Source organism: Arthrobacter sp. T572 (assembly GCF_056780115.1).
This window is the reverse complement of sequence record NZ_JBRAZQ010000002.1, coordinates 3,490,983-3,510,422: the sequence shown is the minus strand read 5'-3', so window position 1 is coordinate 3,510,422 and position 19,440 is coordinate 3,490,983. Positions and strand designations below refer to the sequence as shown.

Here is a 19,440-nt window from a genome sequence, read left to right as displayed (position 1 = left end):
GGGTGAGGATCGATGACGGGGCACAAAGCGTCCCCGCAGCAAAGCCTCGAAAGGAAGCACATGCCTACCATCCTCCACGTCAATGCCTCCCCGCGTTACGCCAACAGCGACTCCCTGCGGCTGGCCCGGCACTTCATCGATTCCGTCCAGGCTGCCGGTCCGGAGAGCTTTGAGCTGGAGACACTGAACCTGTTCGATGACGGTGCGCTCCCCGTTTTCGGCCGGATCGCCGCTGCGGCGAAGATGGCTGTCTTCACCGGCCAGGACCAGACCCCTGAGCAGGTGGCAGCGTGGGAAGCCGCCCGGGCTGTGTTTGACCAGTTCGCCGCCGCAGACGCGTATGTTTTCAACATTCCCATGTGGAACTCCGGCGTGCCCTATGTCCTCAAGCAGTGGATCGACATCATCACCCAGCCCGGCTGGAGCTTCGGCTTCGATCCGGAGCAGGGCTACCGCGGCCTGATGGAAGGCAAGCAGGCCCTCGCCATCCACACCAGCGGCGTCTACGCTCCGGGTGTCCCTGCAGCCTTCGGTTCCGATTTCAGCAGCACCTTCTTCGCTGACTGGCTGAACTTCGTAGGCATCGAGGACGCAACCCACGTGCGCTTCGCTCCGACGGTCCTCAACACGGATGTCGAAGGCACCCGCCAGGTTGCAGAAGCGGACCTGAGCGACGCCGCCATCGAGTTTGCCGGCAAGCTCAGCGCCGTGGGTGCCCTCCAGCTCGTCAACGACTAGGAGGCCTGCGTGCGTATCGGCATTTCGGGTACCTATTCCTCGGGCAAGACCTTCACGTCCATGGCGCTGTCCCACTACACCGGGCTTCCCCGGACGCGGGCCAGGACCATGCGGGAGATCCTTCCCGAGGCGGCGCCGGGCAAGACCCTGGAGGAGTGCACGGCTGCGGAACTCATCCAGATGATCGTCACGCGTCACGTGGAGCGCGCTGTCTACGAAGACCGGCTCTCGGACGGCTTCATCTCCGACGGTTCGTCCCTCCAGGAATGGATTTACGGTTCGGTGCGTGTCTCCCTGGGACTGAACCCCAGCGCATCCGCGCACTTGAAGGCAGGCGAAACGGTGGAGAAGACGCCGGAACTGGCATTCTTCGAGGAGGTCATGACCAGCCTCGGCAACAGCTTCAAGCGGCACGTCAAGGGCTCCTTCGATGTCTTTGTCCACCTCAAGAACGAACTCCCGCTCTCGGCCGACGGTCACCGTCCGGTGAACGACCAGTTCCGGAACATGTCGGACGCCATCCTGCAGGAGACCATGGACGAGCTCGGTATTCCGTTCCACGTCGTGTCAGGTTCAGTTGAGGAACGGCTGGTGCAGATCGCCTCTTTGTTCAACCTCGAACCGCGCATGAGTCCCTCGGATGCCACCCGCCTGGCATCCGAGGAGTATGCGCAGCTGGATGTCCGCTCCGAAAAAGAGCGGGTCCTGCAGTAACCAGGAACCGTCCGACTCTCCGTCCGGCCGTCCACCAAAGGGTGGACGGCCGGACGCTGGCCATTAACTGGAGACCCCATGCCTGCCGATAGACCCCCCATCACGGAAAAGCTCACGCCCGGCGGCCGGAGCCTGCCGCCGGACAAACCTCAGGCGCACCGGACCCGTTCCAACCACGCCCGCTTGGGCGAGTTCTTCCGGGCCAGGCGCGAACAGACACGTCCGGAGGACGTTGGGCTGCCCGTTAGCCCTCGACGCCGGACTCCCGGACTGAGGCGCGAAGAGGTCGCCGTCCTGGCCAATGTGGGGGTCTCCTGGTACACGTGGCTTGAACAGGGCCGGGCCATCGGTGCTTCGGAGGAGATCCTGGACGCGATTTCCACCGCCCTGCAACTGAGCCCCGAGGACCGCGCATACGTCATGCTTCTTGCCTCGGGGCGGCGCCCGGTGTCCGATGCGGGGGGTGGCAGCCCGCGGAGCGTTGGTTGGCGGGACACTGGAGCCGGAGGCTTGGAAGGCACCCAGCTTGCCCTGCTTCAGCAGTTGGTGGATGCCATGGAAAACCCGAGCTACATCGCCGATCCGTTCTGGGCCGTCGTGGTCATGAATACAGCCGCCGCGGACACGTTCGATACGCGCGTGGGCGAAAGCTGCCTCCAGCGGTTCTTCACTGATCCGGAGCTCGCCAAACCGCACGTGCACAAGGAGATGATGGCCCGTTCCATGGTGGCGCAGTTCCGGGCGCAGTCGGCCAAGTTCCCGGACGACCCACGCTTTGATGCCATGGCCCGCGGACTGTGCAGCGTTTCGGATGCTTTCCGCGAGCTGTGGGAGCGCCAGGTGGTGGGCGATTCCTACCATGTTGACGTGGTGTACGACCACCCGCTGCTTGGTCGGCTGAGTTTCGCGCCGATGGTGCTGGGAGTACCGCAGTTCCCGGCCCTGCGGCTGTTTACCTACCTGCCAAAGAGCGGCACGGGGACGCAGTCGGCCCTGGTGTCCCTGGAGCGGAAAGCCGTCGTCTGATCTGCCGCTGGTTGCCCGCAGCAACCAGACGTAAACTGGCCTTCGGTTTATTGCTGGAAGCTCGGAGATCCCATGCTCTGGAAGGTTCTTGTTCGTTTCCTGCGGCCACATCAGCGGCTGCTGGTCGCCGTCGTCGTTTTCCAACTGGCCCAATCCGTCGCCTCCCTGTACCTTCCGACGCTCAACGCGGACATCATCGATCATGGCGTGGCCGTTGGTGATACCGGCTACATCCTGCGCATGGGCGGGCTCATGCTGCTGATAACACTCCTGCAGATCGCCTGCGCCGTCATTGCGGTGTACTTCGGCGCGAAAGCCGCCATGGGCATGGGCCGGGATCTCAGGGAAGCGGTCTTCAGCCGCGTGGGGAAGTTCTCCGAACAGGAAGTCACCCGGTTCGGCGCAGCCTCGCTGATCACCCGTTCCACCAATGATGTCCAGCAGGTGCAGCAGCTGGTCCTGATGTCGTGCACCCTCATGGTCACGGCACCCATGCTGAGTATCGGCGGCGTGGTGATGGCGGTCAGGCAGGACGCCCAGCTCTCCTGGTTGATCGCGGTCAGCGTGCCCGTGCTGCTGGTCTGCGTCGGTGTGATCGTGACGCGCATGGTGCCGCTGTTCCGCAAGATGCAGGTGCGGATCGACGCCGTTAACCGCGTCCTCCGCGAACAACTGACCGGCATCCGCGTGGTCCGGGCCTTCGTGCGGGAGGATATGGAATCGGCCCGGTTCGGCAAAGCCAACGACGACGTCACTGATGTTGCGCTGCGGGCCGGGCGTTTGATGGCGCTCATGTTCCCCGTGGTCATGCTGGTGATGAACGTTTCCAGCGTGGCGGTCATCTGGTTCGGGGCATTCCGGATCGGGGACGGGTCCATGCAGGTAGGGACTTTGATCGCGTTCCTGAGCTACCTCATGCAGATCCTCATGTCCGTCATGATGGCCACGTTCATGGCCGTCATGATTCCCCGGGCGTCGGTCTCCGCCGACCGGATCGGCGAGGTGCTGCAGACCGACTCAAGTGTCCGGCCGCCGTCGAACCCTGTTTCCCACACCGGCCGCCGCCGCGGCCAGCTTGAAATGCACGACGTCGGATTCGCCTACCCGGGTGCCGAGCAGCCGGTCCTCAGTGGTGTGTCATTCACTGCGTTGGCGGGGCAGACCACGGCGATCATCGGCAGCACCGGGGCGGGGAAGACCACGTTGGTGAACCTGATGCCGAGGCTCTTCGACGCGACGTCCGGATCCGTGCGGCTTGACGGTGCGGATGTCCGTGAGCTTCACCCGGACCAGCTATGGGGCCACATTGGCCTGGTGCCCCAGAAGCCGTACCTTTTCTCCGGCACGGTCCGCAGCAACCTGCTCTATGGAAAGCCCGACGCCACGGACGACGAACTCTGGCAGGCCCTCGAGGTAGCCCAGGCACGGGACTTTGTTGAGCAGATGGAAGGCGGTCTCGACGCCCCCATCTCGCAGGGCGGGACCAACGTCTCCGGCGGGCAACGGCAAAGGCTTGCCATTGCCCGGGCCCTGGTCAAGAAGCCCGAGCTTTACATCTTCGACGACTCCTTCTCCGCCCTGGACACGGCCACCGACGCCCGCCTGCGCCACGCACTCAAGCAGCACACCAGCGGCGCCACGCTGGTGATCATCGCCCAGCGCGTCTCCAGCATCGCTGACGCGGACCGGATCCTGGTGCTCGACGGCGGCAGGATCGTTGGGCAGGGAACTCACCAGGAGTTGCTGGAAACGTCGGAAACCTACCGGGAAATTGTGTCCTCCCAGCTCGCAGCGGAGGAGGCAGCATGAGCACAATGACCCGGGGTCCGCAACGCCCGCCCATGGGACCCGGCAGGGGTGGCCCGTTCGCCGGCATGAATATCCCCGCGGAGAAGGCGTCCAACTTTGGCGCGTCCGCCCGGCGGTTGTTGGGCACCCTGCGGCCCGAGCGGCTCTGGCTGGTCCTGATCCTGGTGTTTGCCCTGGTCAGCGTAGCCCTGAGCGTCATCGGCCCACGGTTGTTGGGCGAAGGTACCAACCTGATCTTTGCCGGCGTCGTATCCAAAGAACTTCCCGCCGGCGTTTCCAAAGCCGATGTGATCGCCGGGCTGCGTGCCTCCGGTGAAGGGGCCAAGGCCGACATGTTGAGCGCCATGACCCTGACGCCCGGAACCGGAATAGATTTCAGCGCCCTGTCATCGGTGCTGCTCTGGGCGCTGGCGCTGTATGTCCTGGCCGCGGCGTTCGGCTGGATGCAGGCATATGTGCTCAACGGCGTCGTGCAGAGGACCGTCTACCGGTTGCGGCAGCGGGTCGAAGCCAAAATCCACCGGCTGCCCCTGCGGTACTTCGACTCCATCCAGCGTGGTGAGCTGCTGAGCAGGGTGACGAACGACGTCGACAACATCTCCCAAAGCCTCCAACAGTCCATCAGCCAGGTAGTCTCCTCCCTCCTGACGGTGCTGGGCGTGCTGGTGATGATGTTCATCCTCTCGCCACTGCTGGCGCTGATCGCCTTGGTGACCATTCCGCTGACCCTGGGCATCACCGTACTGATCGCCAAGCGGTCCCAGAAACTCTTCGTGGCCCAGTGGAAAAACACCGGTGAGCTCAATGGCCAGATCGAAGAAACCTACACCGGACATGCCCTGGTGAAGGTGTTCGGGCGGCAGAACGAGGTGCAGGAGAAGTTCCGGGCCAAGAACGCCGAGCTGTACCAGGCCAGCTTCGGCGCCCAGTTCGTCAGCGGCCTCATCATGCCGGCCATGACGTTCATTGGGAACCTCGTCTATGTGGGCATCGCCGTGGTGGGTGGGCTGCAAGTGGCTGCCGGGGCCATGCAGCTGGGCGACGTGCAGGCCTTCATCCAGTACTCCCGACAATTCACCATGCCCTTGGCCCAGCTGGGGTCCATGGCCAACATGCTGCAATCCGGAGTTGCCTCCGCGGAGAGGGTCTTTGCCCTCTTGGACGAAGAAGAGGAATCACCGGAACCTGTTGATTCTTCCCCGGGCACGGGTCGGGGCCGACTGGTCTTTGAGAACGTCTCCTTCAGTTACTCCCCGGACAAGCCGCTGATCCAGAACCTGGACCTGGTGGCCGAGCCCGGCCAGAGCATCGCCATCGTTGGGCCCACCGGGGCGGGCAAAACCACCCTGGTGAACCTCATGATGCGGTTCTACGAACTCGACGGCGGCCGGATCACCCTGGACGGCGTGGACATCGCCACCATGTCCAGGCAGGAACTGCGCTCGCGGATGGGCATGGTCCTGCAGGACACCTGGCTCTTCGGTGGAACCATCCGGGACAACATCGCCTACGGAAGGCCCTCGGCATCCGAAGCCGAAATTATGGAGGCTGCCCAGGCCACCCATGTTGACCGTTTTGTCCGCTCGCTCCCGGAGGGCTACGACACCGTCCTGGACGATGAGGGCAGCAACGTTTCGGCAGGGGAGAAGCAGCTGCTCACCATAGCCCGGGCCTTCCTGTCCCGTCCGTCGGTGCTGATCCTGGATGAAGCCACCAGTTCCGTGGATACCCGTACCGAGGTGCTGGTGCAGAAGGCCATGAATGCCCTGCGCTCCGACCGCACCAGCTTTGTCATCGCCCACCGGCTCTCCACCATCCGGGACGCCGACCTCATCCTGGTCATGGAAGCCGGGCAGATCGTGGAGCAGGGGACGCATGCGGAACTGCTGGCCACCGGCGGAGCGTACTCCCGGCTGTACGAGGCCCAGTTCGCGGCGCCGGCGGCGGAAGTGTGAGGTTTCGCGGTCGGTGGCCCCTCGGAGAATGACCGCAGTTTCTTGATCGTCCGGGGCTATGAGTGGATGTCACAAGCAGGTGATTATCTGATGTTTATCAGATAAAATTTTCCTATGACCACAACAGCAACCTTCACGCAGCTTCTGCGCGAGCCAAAGGAAGTTCTGTCCCACATCGACGAAGGGGACATCGTCGTCACGCGGCGCGGCAAAGAAGACTTGATAGTCTCCAAGGCAAGTGATCACCGCAACGACCGCCACGGTCTGCAGTTGGCTTCCGCCCTGATTGCCGCTTCCCTCGGGGAAGGCGACTTTGTCCAACGACTCCATGTGCCTTTTCCATGGCTCACCTTCCTGACCCGGGCTGAGCAGGACGAGTTCGCTGGCGAGGTCGTGGAGGTAGCCCGTGGATGCGCTGCTGTTGGATTTTTCGGGCGGCTCGGCGTAGTGATTTCCTCGTGGGAGGCCACGGCCGCGGCCGCAGCAGAAGGGATCCCTGTCGGCAGTGCGGACCTGAACTATCTGGATCAGCCGGTCATTCTCGAGGGGCCGTAGCTTGGCGAAGCGAACGGACGGCGTTCCCAGGCCGTCGAAAAGCACGGACTTCGTCCTGCAATTCATAACCCGTGAGGCGGAGAAGGGTTGGCAAGATGCTAAAGCAACCGCTCGCAATAGCCTCGCCGAGGCTTGGGAGTACCTCACGACGAATCCAGGCCGTGAACAGCCGGGGCTGTGCTACATACTTCGGGGTGGGTTCCGGAGCCTGACTTACCAAGGTCTGGAACATGACCGTTATCAGTACAAGTTCTCTCACGGTGGCCGCATCTGGTACGCCGTGATCCCGCCGGTCAAGAAGGGCAAAGGTCCAGGCCGCGTGCTCATTGAGCGTGTGGAAACAGGCCATCCGAACGAGACCGAGCCCGGTCGCAACTTCCGCTGATCTTCCAGTCTCAAACGGGGCACGCCTTCCCGACCAACGCTGAGCCGCGTATCGACCCTTTCCAACTGGCTGTGGCTGTTTTGGCACCTGCCTGGCGTCAAAGTATGTCGTTGCGGTAGGCGCCTCGGGATCACGGCAGCCTCGAGGGCCTCAACGCCGTGGCGTCCCCGGCGCGGGAGGGGTCCAAAGGGACGGGGCTGACCAGCACGGCTGGACCGCGGTGGAGCAGGCCACCGGAGACCACCTGGCATCTCACTCCACCCCTTCCACGCATCGCTTTGTGGGCGCCGGGTGCCAGCATGGTGTCCATCCAGGCGCAGGGGTGCGCTGGGCGTCCGGCCTTTAAGGCCACGGAATCGCCTGCGGACTCCAGGGTGAATTCGTGTCCCAGCAACGGAGCCAGTTCGGCCCCGCGGATCACCACGTTCCGGCGCGTCAACAGCGGATCGAAGGGGCCGGCACCGAGGTCTGCGGCGATCGATTCAAGGGCTTCGACGGCGAACAACGTCACCGCTGCGTCCATGTGGGCGGCCTTGCCGAAGAACCGGTCACCCACGATCCCCTTGCCCGCAACAAGCTCGGCAGCGGGGGCATCGGTCGTCGGAACGTCGGCAGCTCCTTCCCGCGCCCGGCCAAAGTAGGCGTGGGCGGGCGACACCACAAGGTGCAGCACCTCGACGTCGTACCTGTATTCAGTGACCATCCCTCAACGCTAGCTGTCCGGCCGCCGGCGCGCACAGGTCCCCGTCTGCGGCAAGCCGACGACGGCGGCCGCCCGCGCAGTGGTTGGCCTGCCTGGGCGCCGCGAAACTAAGCGGCGAGCTGGCCGGAGATTTTCTCGACGAGCACGTCAGGCGCAAGGTTGAAGTCGGCAAGTACGTGCTTTTCGTCGTCAGCCAGGGGTTCCAGTGTGCTCAGTTGCGAGTCGAGGAGGCTGGATGGCATGAACTCGTGATCGCGGGCGTTCATCCGGGCCAGGAGGGTTTCACGGTCGCCGTGCAGGTGGACGAACACCACGTTGGGAACGTGGGTGCGAAGCAGTTCGCGGTAGCTGCGCTTCAGCGCGGAGCAGGCGATGATCGACGGGGCGCCCTGATCCATTGATGCACGCAGCGTGCGCCCGATCTCTTCCAGCCAGGGTTTGCGGTCGGAATCGTCCAGGGGGATGCCCGCGCCCATCTTTGCCTTGTTTGCCGCAGGATGGAGGTCATCGCCGTCCTGGAACGGCATGCCCAGCTGCGCGCCCAATAGCAAGCCGATGGTTGATTTGCCGCATCCGGAGACGCCCATGACTACAAGGGGTGGCAGGGGAGTGGTGCTCATATGGATATTCCTTTGGTTCGCGCCATCGCGGACGGGCATGGCAAAAATCATACTTGAGAAAAGGTTCGCAGTATTTCGAGGGGAGGTCAAGGGGGGTGGCCGCGCCTCAAGCTATGAGAAAACTTAAGCAAATGAGAAAAGTTTCTTGCTTTTATGTGATGCCGGACATACGCTTAAACCATCAGATTTCCCGGAGTTTCCAGCAAACTCCCCAGACCCCGGAGGCACGTGATGCGACGCATCGTTGGAGAACAATCGCAAGGTCATTCACACCGGTGCCGGTACGTGGCCGGGACCGGAACCCATTGCCCGGTCAGCGGCTTGTGGGCTCCGGTTGGTGAAACGGGGCCGGGTCTGCAGGTGTTGGAGGGCAGCATCATGCCCACGCACCGCAACACGGCCATCGTGTGGCATCTGGTCCACGGCCTCACGCCCCGTGACCTACGTAGCTGAAGCCAGGCCGCGCCGACGGACCACCGCCCATAAGCCCCGGCTCACTTCGCTGGAGCTGAGGCTCACAGAGTCCCGGGTCTCGCGCGCCCGCATCGACAGCCATGTGCGGATGCTCCTGAACCGCCGAAATGAGGCTATTGCGGCCGCGCTGGCGGACAAAGTGTCCCTCGCCGCGGTTTCGGCCGTTGTGGGAATCCGGGCAACCGATGTCAAAAGGCTCGGCGGCGCCTACCAGGATCTCCATTTCTCAGGGGCGCAGCAGGATTGGCACCTCGCGGGCCTTGCCGCCATCGTGAGGCAACTCAATGCCGCCTTGGAAGACAAGGACAAGTGCGTGCAGCAACTCCGCCGCGATGTCCTGGCCGGGCTCCAAAAGGGCAGCCTGGACATCTTCCGGGTCGCCGCTTTGACGTCCCTGCCGGCAGAGCGGATCCGCGAACTTATCAGGCCGGAAACACTGTAGGCAGGGAAAGCCGGACCCGCGGGTCCGGCTTTCCCTGTTACGGAATATCTACGCCTGCTCCCGGTCGGCGCTCCAACCGGACAGTGCACCCTTGAGGGCTGCGATCAGCCGGGCCGTTGCCTGGTCCTTGGTCAGCCCCACAGTGTTGATGAGGTCCAGGATTTCGCGGGGGTCGAACAGGATGTTCCACAGGAACATGGCCTCATCGCCGATCGGCGGGAGGCCCAATTCCTCGCACGCCTCGCGCAGTGGCCGCTCCAGTGCATCCGCTTGCACGGTCAGGTAGAAGGCGCCGGAGCGCAGACGGGCCAGGTAGCCTTCGCCGGAACGCGTGTAGAGCATGGCGCCGCCATGGCGCGTGACCAGGTCCACCCACTTGCGGCTCACTGTGGTCAAAAGTTCGACGCCGGACAGTTCCTGCTGCTTCAGGCTGAAGTCGCGCAGTTTCTCACCAACGCCAAAACGGTACTCGGCCAGGATGTCCTCGACTGAAGGAAAATGCCGGTACGCGGTGGCCGTGGATATCTCGGCGTGCTTGGCGACGTCCGTCATGCTGATAGGGCCGCGGCGGGACGCAAACAGCTGGCCCGCTGCCTTGACCAGTTGTCTGCGGTTGCGCTGTGTGTCACTACGCATTGATGGGCACCCTTTCGTCACCTCAAGCTTAGGTCCTGGAAACGGACCACCCAGTCAGGGCGGCCGTGAAAGTCCTGAGCAGTCGGGCGGAGGCCTGTTCGGCCGTGAGCTGCAGGCTCTGGATAAGATCGTTGATTTCGCGGGGGTCGAAGAAACCGTTCCAGAGGAAGAGGGCCTCGTCCCCTGGGTGCTGGATGCCGAGGTCCAGACAAGCTTCCTTGAGGGGCTCCGCAAGAGCATCGGCCTGGACCGTCAGGTAGTACGCGCCGGCCTTGACCCGGGCAAGGTAACCCTCCGGGGATCGGGTGTGGATCATCGATTCGCCGTGCTGGACCACCAAGTGAACCCACTTGGTGCACACAGCCTCCAGTAACTCCAGGCCGGCCGAAGACTGTGCACGGCTGAATTCCAAGAGCTCGCGGCCCACTTCAAAGCGGTAAGCGGCGAGCGCGTCCTCCACCGATGCGAAGTGCCGGTAGGCAGTGGCAGTGGAGATGCCGGCTTCGGCGGCGATTTGGGACATGGTAGCCGAACGGCCGGCTCCGAAGAGCCGGCCGGCCGCCTCAACCAAAAGCATCCGGTTGCGCTGCATGTCTACGCGCAGCCCTGATGGAGGGTTGAGCAGTGTCACGGGGTCTGCTTCAGTGCCGCGAGGCCCGCAGCGATGCGCTCGACGCCGGCGGAGATCGCTTCAGCGCTCGCGGCGTAGGAAAGCCGTAAGTGGTGTTCGCCGTTGCTCCCGAATTCGCTGCCGGGGCGGACTGCCACGCCGAACTCACGCAAGTGGGCCACCATCCGGGCTGCCGGCAGGTCCACGTCGTACTTGGGGAACAGATAGAAGGCACCTTCAGGGGAGCTCACCGTAAGGCCGGGGATCTTGCTGAGTCCGTCGACCATGAGCTCACGGCGCTCGGCGTAGGAGGCGTGCATGCGTTTGATGTCCGGCCCGCAGGTCTTCAACGCAGTCAGCGCGGCCAGTTGAACGGCGGTGTTCATGGAGCCGTTGAAGGTGTTGTGCACCCGTGCTGCGGAAGCGATGATGTCCGACGGTCCCCACAGGTAGCCCACACGCCAGCCGGTCATGGCGTAGCTCTTGGAGAACGTCTGGCAGTAGATGGTCCTTCCGGCAAGTGCCGGGATTTCCAAAGCCGAGGTGAACGGCTCCGGGGTGTAGACAAGGTCACTGTATGCCTCGTCCGAGAGGACCAGGGTGTCCGTTCCGGCAACCATGTCCGCGAGGGCTTCGAGCTCCTGGCGGGAGTGCACGATGCCCGTGGGGTTGGACGGGTTGCAGAAAACGAACATCTTGGCGCCCTTGAGGGCTGTGGCCAGGGCATCGAGGTCCCAATGCAGGTCCTCGGCCAGTGGAACGGGAACAATCTCGCCCCCGGCCATGCTGACCAGGTCTGCGTACAGGGAGTAGGTGGGGTCGGGGATGACCACCTTGTCGCCCGGGTTGACGATGCCCAGGATAGCGGCGGAAAGACCGGCCGTTCCGCCTTGAGTGATGAGCACGTCGCTGGGGCTGGCCACTTCGCCGAGGAGCTGGCCGATACGGGCAGCCAGCTCCTCGCGAAGCACCAGCTCGCCGAGCAACGGCGAGTAGTGGGTGTGTCCCTCTTCCAGAGCGCGGGCGGCTGCGGCACGTACCTGTTCGGGCGTGTCGAAGTCCGGCTCGCCCATGGCCAGGGACACGAGATCGCCCTTTGACTGCGGCTGCTGGACGCGCAGTGATGTTCGCTGGACCCGCAGCACGGCCTCGGATGGTTGGAAGGAGGCAACGGCGGTGGTTGGTTCAAGTGTCATGGGGTCCTGTTTCGGGATAGGTGGAAAGTTTGGCGGGAGCGGTCTTAGCGCCGGGGGTGGTCTTCTGCGGGGGCGCCGGCCCAGCGGCTGATCTCGATGTCCCCTGAGGTGTCGCGCTGGACGGTCGGCGCGATCACCAGTTCCTGGACCACGGTGCGCTGCGGCAATGTGGCTACCAGGTGGATGGCGCGGGCCACGTCCTCGGGCTGGACCATGGCTTCGCGTTCTTCGGCCTTCGGCGGCCGGGCCCGGTTGTCCAGGATGGGCGTCGCGGTTTCGCCCGGAAGGATGGTGACGGCACGGAGTCCTTCGTTGCGGAACGTGTTGTGGAGGTAGGTCATGAAGTTCCGGACGGCGGCCTTCGCGGCACCGTAGGCGGCGCCGCCCAGGAGGTTCGGGTTGACGGCCGCGAGCGAGGACACCGTGATGATGGTGCCGGTGTTGCGGGCCAGCATCCCGGGGAGGACGGCCTGGGTCAGCAGGTAGACGGCGTTGAGGTTGACATCCAGGACGCTGTTCCATTCCTCCTGGCTGATCCACCGGACATTGAGTACCTTGCTCGCGCTGCCCGCGTTGTTGACCAGGATGTCTACAGGTCCGAGGGTTTCGGAGACCCACGCGACCAGGGAATCGACGTCGTCCTTGGCCGCGATGTCAGCGGCCCGCGGGTGGACGCTGCCGCCGTCGGACGCAATGTCCGAGGCGACCTCCTCCAGGACGGAAAGCCGACGGCCAACCAGTACTACATGTGCGCCTTCAGCTGCGAGCAGTTCCGCAGTTGAGCGGCCCATGCCCGTTCCTGCGCCGGTAATGACGGCTACTTTGCCTTCAAGAAGTCCCATGGTTCCGTTCCTTTGGATCGTGGAAAGTGCTGAGATAGCTGTCACATATGCGAAAAGTTTCTCATTTGCGAAGCTGTTGGGTCAAGTGCCCCGGTCGGCCAATGTTCAGGCCGCAGCCCGCGCCGGGGCCGGACGGGAGTGATGGGGGAGGTCCAAGGCCCCGAAAAGGTTCTCCACGCGCGACTCCAAGACGGCCAGCAAGCGCTGCGCCTCGTGGTAATCCGCGACCGCCTGGTGCTGGTCCACCCAACGGAACGTCATGCGTTGCCCCGGACGCGCCTGGCCCAACATTGGCAAGGAGGCCTTGGTGGCGAACGCGACAATCGGGTAGCCCGCAGTCAGGGTCCGGTAGCGGCCCAGAATGATGAGCTCGTCGCCGTGCGGGATCTCGAAAGCGCCGATGGGGACGCCATGCGAGACGATCTCTCCCAGGCCCTCGGGGTGCACCACCGGGCCGTCCAGACGGAGTCCCACATGGTTGGACTTGGCGGTGACGGTGTATTCGCGGGAAGCGAGGAGCTCGCGGATGCCCACGGCCGCGTCCGTCTCCGGACCCTCCACAATGTCGATGGTCCACAAAGGGTGCTCGAACGACGGAATGGGCACAGGAAGGCGGAACAGAGGCTGGGTCAGGTAGGGATGCTCAAACCCCGAGTAGGAGGTCTCGAGTTCCAGGTGCTGTCCCGCGGCGATTTGTTGAGGGAACCCCATTCGTGCCTCGGGGGCCGCGCTGCCCATGAAATGGTCAGTGACCAAGGTTCCGCTGAAAGCCAGGTAATTTCGCATGCCGCCGCGCGCGTTCGCAATCACCACGCGGCCCTTGGCTGGGACACAGACGGGTTCCCACATGGAGACCTTGCTGCCGTTGACCGTGACGTCCGCCGGTGCTCCCGTGACAGAGATCAGGACGGGTTTGGACGAGGTGAATACGAACCGGCCACCCATGAGTTCCAGAGCAGTGGCAGCCCGGTCGTTGCCCACCAGGATGTTCGCCACGGCTGCTGAGTGCTGGTCGGCCGCACCGCCGCAGGGGACACCGAGGGCTTCTGACTGTTCGCGGCCCAGGTCCTGGAACGTGGCCAACCAGGCGGCCTCGCGGACCTTGACGGTAGCGCTGCGCTCGGCCGGCATCAGAGTGCTCCTTCCATCGAGTACGAATCAGTCCTCAGAAACCGTCCGGCCAGGCGTTCCCACTCGGACTCCGGGACCACCTTGAACCGGACAGTGTCTCCGGGCGAATAGGACGTGGGTGGATCTTCGCGGATATCGCAGATGGTCAGGGGAGTACGCCCAATGACCTTCCAGCCTGTGGGTCCCGGGAAAGGCTGGATGATGGCGTTGGTGCCTGCCACCATTACCGATCCCGGGTCCACGTTGGTCCGTGGTTCCCTGCAGCGGCTGACCTGTCCGGGGAACCGGACTGTCCCCATCATGGGTGCCATGGCCGAGGCCAGAAGGTTGATCGACAACACGGAATCCTCAAGATGCCCAAGGACGGCTTCCTGGCTGATGCCCAATTCCGCGGCCACATCCTGCAGGTCCGGAGCGAAGGTCTGGTTGACCACCAGCGGAATCACAAAGTGCTTGCCATCGGTGTGCCCCGTGTCCTCGTGGAACCGTCCAGCAGCCGCGAGCCGGATGGTTTGCGCCAGTTGGGCGTGCCCCACCGTGAGGCAGTCGAACTCCACCAGAATGGAGTCGACGCCGGCCACAACGTCCTGCAGTCCGTGGGGCCGCACCTCGAGGAGGATTTCACGGAGCCTGCGGCTGCCCGCCTGCCGTTCTCCTGCCGTCCCGGAGGCAACGCTGACCATCAGTGCGGAATCACCGAACGGTACGGCCTTGATGTCCGGCAACTGTCCGGGCTCTGGGTGCGTGCTCATGGGTCCTCGGCTTGTTGGTGGGGTGGGTCAGACGGTGGCGAGCTTGGCCTTCTCGGCCAGCACTTCCTGCAGCCCTGTGGCCTTGACTCCGGCCTTGTCCAGCGCGGCGCGGAGGGCGGTGCCGTTCTCCAGGACCTGCGGGTGGTCGCCGTGGAGGAGAACGACGTCGGCATCGTGGCCGAGCGGGACAACCTTGCCGGTGACGGCGCGGACGGTTCCTTCGGTGACGACCTGGACCACGCGGCGCCCGATTTCCTCGGGGTCGTGCAGCAGGGCGCCCTCAGTGTTGCGGGAAACGGGCATGCCGTCTTCGCCGTAGCCGCGGTCTGCCAGGAACACGTAGCCAACCTCGAGGCCGCGCTTGCGGGACTCTTCGGCCAGCAAACCGTTCTGGCAAATCACAATGTAGGACGGGTCGTAGGCCTTGATGGCGTCGGTGATGGCCCGGGCGTGCTTTGCGTCGGTCTGGGCGATGCTTCCCATGCGGCCGTGCGGTGCCACGTGGCTGATCTTGCCACCGTGGATGCGGGCAAAAGCGTCCAGGGCGCCGATCTGGTAGAGCACGTCCGTTCGGATTTCTTCTTCGCTGGCCTCGATCAGGCGGCGGCCGAATCCCACCAGATCGGGGTAACCGGGGTGTGCGCCGAGTTCGATGCCGCGTTCAACGCAGGCCTTGACCGTGGTGTCCATGACGCGTGGGTCCCCGGCGTGGAAGCCGCAGGCGATGTTGGAGGCAGTGACCAGGCCCAGCAGGGCGTCGTCGTCGCCGATGGTGTAGTTTCCGTAGCTTTCGCCGAGGTCTGCGACAACGGCGACTGAGTTGATGCCCAAGGTGACTCCCAATGGTCTTGTTGTGGTGCTTTATGGTCCAACGACGGCGGCCTGGCGGCAATGGCGGCAGGCCGCCGTCGTACTTATCTTGCTAGTGCGTGGCCAGGGGCTGGCCCTTGGTTTCCTTCAGGAAGTAGACCGAAACCAGGGTGATGATGGCGGTGCCGATCGAGGCGTAGGCCGGGACCATGCTGTTGCCGGTGGCCTTGATGATTTCCGTCATGACCAGCGGCGCGCTGCCGCCAAAGATGATGGTGCTCAGGCTGAAGCCGATGCTGTAGGCGCTGTAGCGGACGGTGGTGGGGAACATCTCGGTCAGCACCGTGTGGACCACGGCTGCATGGCCGGAGAAGGCGATAGCCATGACCACGGTGGCGATGCAGGCCATGAGCATGTTGCCCGTGGTGATCATGGCGAACATCGGGTAGGACACCACGGCCATGAGGACCGCGGAGAGGGCCAGGACCGGCTTGCGGCCGATGCGGTCGGAGAGGCGCGCCATGAGCGGGATGGCGACAATGATTGCTACCAGGCTGAAGGCAGTCACGGTCAATGCCTGCAGCATGCTGAAGTTGTTGCCGGAGCCGAGCTGTGTCTTCAGGTACGTGGGCATGTAGGCGAAGAGCAGGTAGTAGCCGGGGCCATTTACTGCCGGGAGGAAGATGGTCAGTGCGATCGCCTTCAGGTGGCGTTTGGACGTGAAGACTGCGCGCAGCGGGTTACGCTCCACCTCGTTCCGTTCACGCAGGGCCTCGAAGTGCGGGGTGTCTTCCATCTTGGAACGGATGTAGTAGCCCACGTAGCCCAGCGGCACGGCGAACAGGAACGGAATGCGCCATGCCCATGATTCCATGGTGGCGTCGCCCAGCGTGGTGATCAGGACCGCGGAGAAGGCGCTGCCGAAGAGCAGTGCGCAGAAGGAACCCACGGCGATGAAGCTCATGGACCAGTTGCGGTGCTTGTTGTGTGCGTACTCGCCTACGAACGCCATGGCACCGGCAACCTCGCCGCCGGCGGAGAAGCCCTGCAGGATGCGGAGCAGGATGAGCAGGGCCGGAGCGGCCCAGCCAATCACGGAGGAACTCGGGATGAGGCCGATGCATGCTGTGGCGCCGGAGATGAGGAGCAGGAGCATGGAGAGCAGGTTCTTGCGGCCCAGCTTGTCGCCCAGGTAGCCGCAGATGACACTGCCGAACGGGCGGGCCAGGAAGCTGACAAGGAAGCCTACGTTGGTCAGCAGCAGGGACCCGACGTCCTTGGAACCCATGATGTTAATGGCAAGGTACGTGGTCAGGAGCCCGTAGATGCCATAGTCGTACCACTCCACGAAGGAGCCCATGGTGCCGGCAATAGTAGCCTTGCGCACCATCTTGCCGTCAGCTGTGACGACCTTTACCTGTGCGGTGTTCAGATCCACTGATTCCGTCGATGAAGTAGACATTGGTGGTTCTCTCAGTTTAGGTCCCGCTGTTGGGGAGGGGAGAAGGGGTTAGCTGTATTCGCGGGTAATCTCGGCGGTCATTTCGGCCTCGTGGACCGCGACAGCCTTGACCAGCTCCAGGATTTCCGCGGCGCGGGCCTGGGGGATGATGACGACGCCGTCATCGTCTGCGGCGACGATGTCACCGGAGGAGCACACAATGCCGCCGATGGCTACCGGCTCGCCGATGACGCCCGGACCGTTCTTGAACGGGCCGGCGGGGGTGGTGCCACGTGCGAAGACCGGGAACTTGATCTCGGTGATGGTGGCGCGGTCACGGATGTAGCCGTCGATGATCGCCCCGGTTGCACCGGCGGCCTCGAAGCGCTGGGAGAGCTGCTCGCCGACGAGTGCGCGGTGCTCGTGGCCGAAGCCGTTGATCACCACAACATCGCCGGGCTCGATGTAGTTGAGGGACTCGATGACGGCTGCGTTGTCGCCTGCTGCACCCAGGACGGTGAGGGCTGATCCGACGCACTTGGCACCGGCCCACACAGGATTGATGTTGCCATCGACCAGGCCGAGGCGTTCCATGGCGTCGCCGATGTTGGCCACGGGGAAGGCTTCGAAGGCGCGGACCAGATCCCGCGGCGGACGGGTCCACTGTGCCTTGCGGACTGTGAGCTCAAGAGTCGTTGCCATGTGTTCCACCTTTGGGTTGGTCCGGGAGTCGGATGAGACGGCGATGCTGAGACGCCAATCACATATGAGAAAAGTTTCGCGTTTTTTTCCGAGTCCGTCAAGCCCTCGATGTTTCCGGCCTGTAAAACCTCGGCGTGGCGCACGTCTCCTGTGGGGGAACTCACAAGAAACCGTTGACTTCACCCGGTCAATGTGTGAATCTCTTCTCATTCGCGAAAGTTATCGCACTTCAAATCCTTTGGGAAGCAGCCGGCTGGGTTCGTTCGCATCCGCCCCGCCATGGTCTCCCGAAGGCGACCAGGAGGTTCACCCCTTATGCAAGGACGTTCCACGTTCATGGCCACTGCGGCCGCAGTAACTGCCGCCGCGTTCCTCTTGACCGGTTGCACCACCGGAGGCCAGGGATCGGCGGGTGCAAGCACGGGCGGTGCCATGTCCACGGACACCATCCGGACCGCCCTCAACGCAGATCCCACTACTTTCAATGCTGCCAAGGCCAACGCCAAGGACGACTACGAGGTTGCCCGTTTCCTGTTTGACACCGTGGTCCGACGGGATGCCGACGGTAAGTTCATTGGCGGGCTCGCCAGCGAGTGGAAGTCCACTGCCACCGATGCCACGCTGACCATCCGTAAAGACGCGACGTGTGCGGACGGCACCCCCATCACTCCCACCATCGTGGCCAAGTCCCTCAGCTACTTCGCGGACCCTGCCACCAAGAACAACTTCGGCAAGCTGGTCTTTGGCCCGGGACAGCCCACCATTACCGGCGACGACGCAGCAGGCACGGTGGACATCAAACTCGCCCAGCCATGGTCCGAGCTCATCGGCGGCCTGACCCTCGCCCAGACCGGCATCATCTGCCCAGCCGGTCTTGCCGACCTGGAGGGCCTCGCGAAGGGCGCCGTCAAGGGTGCCTTTTCCGGTCCTTACACCCTGACCAAGGCAAGCCACGGCGTCAGCTACGACATGACGCTTCGCGAGGACTACAAGGCGTGGCCGCAGTACTCCAAGGCCTTGGAAGGTGTACCGGCCAAGACCGTCCGTTTCTTCCCCGGAGTCAACAAGACCACCGTGGCCAATCAACTCCTCACCGGCGAAATGGACGTCTCGGACATCGCCCCGGCCGATGTTCAGCGTTTCGAAGGCAACAAGGACTACACCGTCACATCTGTGCCCTTTGCCGGTATCTTCCTCTTGTTCAACCAGCGTGAAGGCAGCCCCTTCACCGACCCCGCACTCCGCAAGGCAGTTGCCCAGCTGATGAACCAGCAGGCGTTCAACTCAGCTGCCTACGCAGGCAAGGGCATCACCTACAACTCGATCGTGGCGCCGACCGTGCCATGCGTCCTCCCGGATAACTCCAGCCTCACCAAGGAAGACGCTGCCGCGGCCAAGGCAGTACTTTCGGGGAAGACCTTCAAGATGGTGGGAACCACCAGCATCGGTCCGAACGGCGCAGGCAGCACCTATGTCCAGGAAGCCCTCCGCGCTGCCGGGGCAACGGTGGAACTGCAGCTGGTAGACAACGGCACCTGGGCCACCATGACCCAGACCAAGCCCGAGACGTGGGACCTGACCGTACAGGGCGACGCCAACTTCGTTGGCACCGTGGCAGCCTCATTGACCCGTATTGCCGGTGTTCCCACGGAAAAGGGTGGCCGCAACATCGGTGGCGGCGAAAACGCCGACATCCTCGCAGAGATCGCCACCGCCCAGTCCGCCACTGATGAATCAGCCCGTTGCGACGCCTACACCAAGGCCCAGAAGAGCATCCTCAGCGACAACGACATTGTTCCGTTCGTCGGTGAACCGCAGATCGTCGCCCAGCGTTCCGGATTCTCCATCCAGGCTCCGTCCGGGATCGTCGACTACGCCACCATGCGCATCACCAAGTAG

The 19,440-nt window shown here is 63.7% G+C and carries 20 protein-coding genes; 9 read left to right on the top strand and 11 right to left on the bottom strand.

The genetic code is table 11. The features are described from left to right. Window positions 1-60 precede the first annotated feature (60 nt). The 7 genes from ACUYMZ_RS17425 (at window position 61) to ACUYMZ_RS17395 (ending at window position 7,182) form a co-directional block, all read left to right on the top strand. Window positions 61-738, top strand: coding sequence for an FMN-dependent NADH-azoreductase (locus ACUYMZ_RS17425; protein WP_481604831.1), 678 nt, complete (start codon window positions 61-63; stop codon window positions 736-738). A gap of 9 nt (window positions 739-747) precedes the next feature. Beyond that, window positions 748-1,452, top strand: a complete 705-nt coding sequence (locus ACUYMZ_RS17420; RefSeq protein ID WP_442423770.1) for an AAA family ATPase — start codon at window positions 748-750, stop codon at window positions 1,450-1,452. Window positions 1,453-1,530: 78 nt separating this feature from the next. Continuing rightward, window positions 1,531-2,478 (top strand): helix-turn-helix transcriptional regulator, encoded by a 948-nt coding sequence (locus tag ACUYMZ_RS17415; RefSeq protein ID WP_481604829.1) that lies wholly within the window; start codon window positions 1,531-1,533, stop codon window positions 2,476-2,478. A gap of 72 nt (window positions 2,479-2,550) precedes the next feature. After that, complete coding sequence (locus ACUYMZ_RS17410) at window positions 2,551-4,287, top strand: ABC transporter ATP-binding protein (protein WP_481604826.1); 1,737 nt, start codon at window positions 2,551-2,553, stop codon at window positions 4,285-4,287. Continuing rightward, entirely contained in the window at window positions 4,284-6,242 is a 1,959-nt protein-coding gene (locus ACUYMZ_RS17405; RefSeq protein ID WP_481604824.1) for an ABC transporter ATP-binding protein, read from the top strand. The genes ACUYMZ_RS17410 and ACUYMZ_RS17405 overlap by 4 nt, the downstream gene beginning before the upstream one ends. A gap of 114 nt (window positions 6,243-6,356) precedes the next feature. Further along, on the top strand, window positions 6,357-6,797 hold the full coding sequence (locus ACUYMZ_RS17400; RefSeq protein WP_426004093.1) for a type II toxin-antitoxin system Phd/YefM family antitoxin: 441 nt from the start codon (window positions 6,357-6,359) through the stop codon (window positions 6,795-6,797). 1 nt (window position 6,798) lies between these two features. Further along, window positions 6,799-7,182, top strand: coding sequence for a hypothetical protein (locus tag ACUYMZ_RS17395; RefSeq protein WP_426004092.1), 384 nt, complete (start codon window positions 6,799-6,801; stop codon window positions 7,180-7,182). Window positions 7,183-7,312: 130 nt separating this feature from the next. Here the strand turns inward: ACUYMZ_RS17395 and ACUYMZ_RS17390 are convergent, their stop codons facing one another. Continuing rightward, a complete protein-coding gene (locus ACUYMZ_RS17390) occupies window positions 7,313-7,885 on the bottom strand; it encodes an MOSC domain-containing protein (protein ID WP_481604821.1) in 573 nt (190 codons plus the stop codon). Between the two features lie 107 nt (window positions 7,886-7,992). Further along, on the bottom strand, window positions 7,993-8,505 hold the full coding sequence (locus ACUYMZ_RS17385) for a gluconokinase (protein WP_481604819.1): 513 nt from the start codon (window positions 8,503-8,505) through the stop codon (window positions 7,993-7,995). 436 nt (window positions 8,506-8,941) lie between these two features. Here ACUYMZ_RS17385 and ACUYMZ_RS17380 point away from each other — a divergent pair, with 436 nt between their 5' ends. Next, window positions 8,942-9,421 (top strand): hypothetical protein, encoded by a 480-nt coding sequence (locus ACUYMZ_RS17380; RefSeq protein ID WP_481604817.1) that lies wholly within the window; start codon window positions 8,942-8,944, stop codon window positions 9,419-9,421. 48 nt (window positions 9,422-9,469) lie between these two features. On the opposite strand, the gene ACUYMZ_RS17375 is transcribed toward ACUYMZ_RS17380, so the two are convergent. From ACUYMZ_RS17375 to ACUYMZ_RS17335, 9 genes are all read right to left on the bottom strand, one after another. Beyond that, window positions 9,470-10,057: a TetR/AcrR family transcriptional regulator gene (locus tag ACUYMZ_RS17375; protein WP_426004086.1), complete on the bottom strand. Its 588-nt coding sequence runs from the start codon at window positions 10,055-10,057 to the stop codon at window positions 9,470-9,472. Between the two features lie 28 nt (window positions 10,058-10,085). Beyond that, on the bottom strand, window positions 10,086-10,688 hold the full coding sequence (locus tag ACUYMZ_RS17370; protein WP_426004084.1) for a TetR/AcrR family transcriptional regulator: 603 nt from the start codon (window positions 10,686-10,688) through the stop codon (window positions 10,086-10,088). After that, on the bottom strand, window positions 10,685-11,863 hold the full coding sequence (locus ACUYMZ_RS17365; RefSeq protein ID WP_442423765.1) for a pyridoxal phosphate-dependent aminotransferase: 1,179 nt from the start codon (window positions 11,861-11,863) through the stop codon (window positions 10,685-10,687). The genes ACUYMZ_RS17370 and ACUYMZ_RS17365 overlap by 4 nt, the downstream gene beginning before the upstream one ends. Window positions 11,864-11,907: 44 nt before the next feature. Next, window positions 11,908-12,705, bottom strand: coding sequence for an SDR family oxidoreductase (locus ACUYMZ_RS17360; protein WP_426004081.1), 798 nt, complete (start codon window positions 12,703-12,705; stop codon window positions 11,908-11,910). A 105-nt stretch (window positions 12,706-12,810) separates the two neighbouring features. Next, complete coding sequence (locus tag ACUYMZ_RS17355; protein WP_426004080.1) at window positions 12,811-13,836, bottom strand: 5-oxoprolinase subunit C family protein; 1,026 nt, start codon at window positions 13,834-13,836, stop codon at window positions 12,811-12,813. Continuing rightward, window positions 13,836-14,588 (bottom strand): 5-oxoprolinase subunit B family protein, encoded by a 753-nt coding sequence (locus tag ACUYMZ_RS17350; protein WP_426004079.1) that lies wholly within the window; start codon window positions 14,586-14,588, stop codon window positions 13,836-13,838. Before ACUYMZ_RS17350 ends, ACUYMZ_RS17355 begins: the two co-directional genes overlap by 1 nt. A 27-nt stretch (window positions 14,589-14,615) precedes the next feature. Further along, on the bottom strand, window positions 14,616-15,419 hold the full coding sequence (locus tag ACUYMZ_RS17345) for a LamB/YcsF family protein (protein WP_426004078.1): 804 nt from the start codon (window positions 15,417-15,419) through the stop codon (window positions 14,616-14,618). Window positions 15,420-15,510: 91 nt separating this feature from the next. Continuing rightward, complete coding sequence (locus ACUYMZ_RS17340) at window positions 15,511-16,860, bottom strand: MFS transporter (protein WP_481604812.1); 1,350 nt, start codon at window positions 16,858-16,860, stop codon at window positions 15,511-15,513. 48 nt (window positions 16,861-16,908) lie between these two features. Beyond that, complete coding sequence (locus ACUYMZ_RS17335; RefSeq protein ID WP_481604809.1) at window positions 16,909-17,541, bottom strand: RraA family protein; 633 nt, start codon at window positions 17,539-17,541, stop codon at window positions 16,909-16,911. A gap of 336 nt (window positions 17,542-17,877) precedes the next feature. Between ACUYMZ_RS17335 and ACUYMZ_RS17330 the strand changes: the two genes are divergently transcribed. Then, window positions 17,878-19,440: an ABC transporter substrate-binding protein gene (locus tag ACUYMZ_RS17330; protein WP_442423762.1), complete on the top strand. Its 1,563-nt coding sequence runs from the start codon at window positions 17,878-17,880 to the stop codon at window positions 19,438-19,440.

Coding starts and splice junctions, on each gene's coding strand:
- ACUYMZ_RS17425 (WP_481604831.1), top strand. CDS start 61: ATGCCTACCATCCTCCACGTCAATGCCTCCCCGCGTTACGCCAACAGC.
- ACUYMZ_RS17415 (WP_481604829.1), top strand. CDS start 1,531: ATGCCTGCCGATAGACCCCCCATCACGGAAAAGCTCACGCCCGGCGGC.
- ACUYMZ_RS17410 (WP_481604826.1), top strand. CDS start 2,551: ATGCTCTGGAAGGTTCTTGTTCGTTTCCTGCGGCCACATCAGCGGCTG.
- ACUYMZ_RS17405 (WP_481604824.1), top strand. CDS start 4,284: ATGAGCACAATGACCCGGGGTCCGCAACGCCCGCCCATGGGACCCGGC.
- ACUYMZ_RS17400 (WP_426004093.1), top strand. CDS start 6,357: ATGACCACAACAGCAACCTTCACGCAGCTTCTGCGCGAGCCAAAGGAA.
- ACUYMZ_RS17390 (WP_481604821.1), bottom strand. CDS start 7,885: ATGGTCACTGAATACAGGTACGACGTCGAGGTGCTGCACCTTGTGGTG.
- ACUYMZ_RS17385 (WP_481604819.1), bottom strand. CDS start 8,505: ATGAGCACCACTCCCCTGCCACCCCTTGTAGTCATGGGCGTCTCCGGA.
- ACUYMZ_RS17375 (WP_426004086.1), bottom strand. CDS start 10,057: ATGCGTAGTGACACACAGCGCAACCGCAGACAACTGGTCAAGGCAGCG.
- ACUYMZ_RS17365 (WP_442423765.1), bottom strand. CDS start 11,863: ATGACACTTGAACCAACCACCGCCGTTGCCTCCTTCCAACCATCCGAG.
- ACUYMZ_RS17360 (WP_426004081.1), bottom strand. CDS start 12,705: ATGGGACTTCTTGAAGGCAAAGTAGCCGTCATTACCGGCGCAGGAACG.
- ACUYMZ_RS17355 (WP_426004080.1), bottom strand. CDS start 13,836: ATGCCGGCCGAGCGCAGCGCTACCGTCAAGGTCCGCGAGGCCGCCTGG.
- ACUYMZ_RS17350 (WP_426004079.1), bottom strand. CDS start 14,588: ATGAGCACGCACCCAGAGCCCGGACAGTTGCCGGACATCAAGGCCGTA.
- ACUYMZ_RS17340 (WP_481604812.1), bottom strand. CDS start 16,860: ATGTCTACTTCATCGACGGAATCAGTGGATCTGAACACCGCACAGGTA.
- ACUYMZ_RS17335 (WP_481604809.1), bottom strand. CDS start 17,541: ATGGCAACGACTCTTGAGCTCACAGTCCGCAAGGCACAGTGGACCCGT.
- ACUYMZ_RS17330 (WP_442423762.1), top strand. CDS start 17,878: ATGGCCACTGCGGCCGCAGTAACTGCCGCCGCGTTCCTCTTGACCGGT.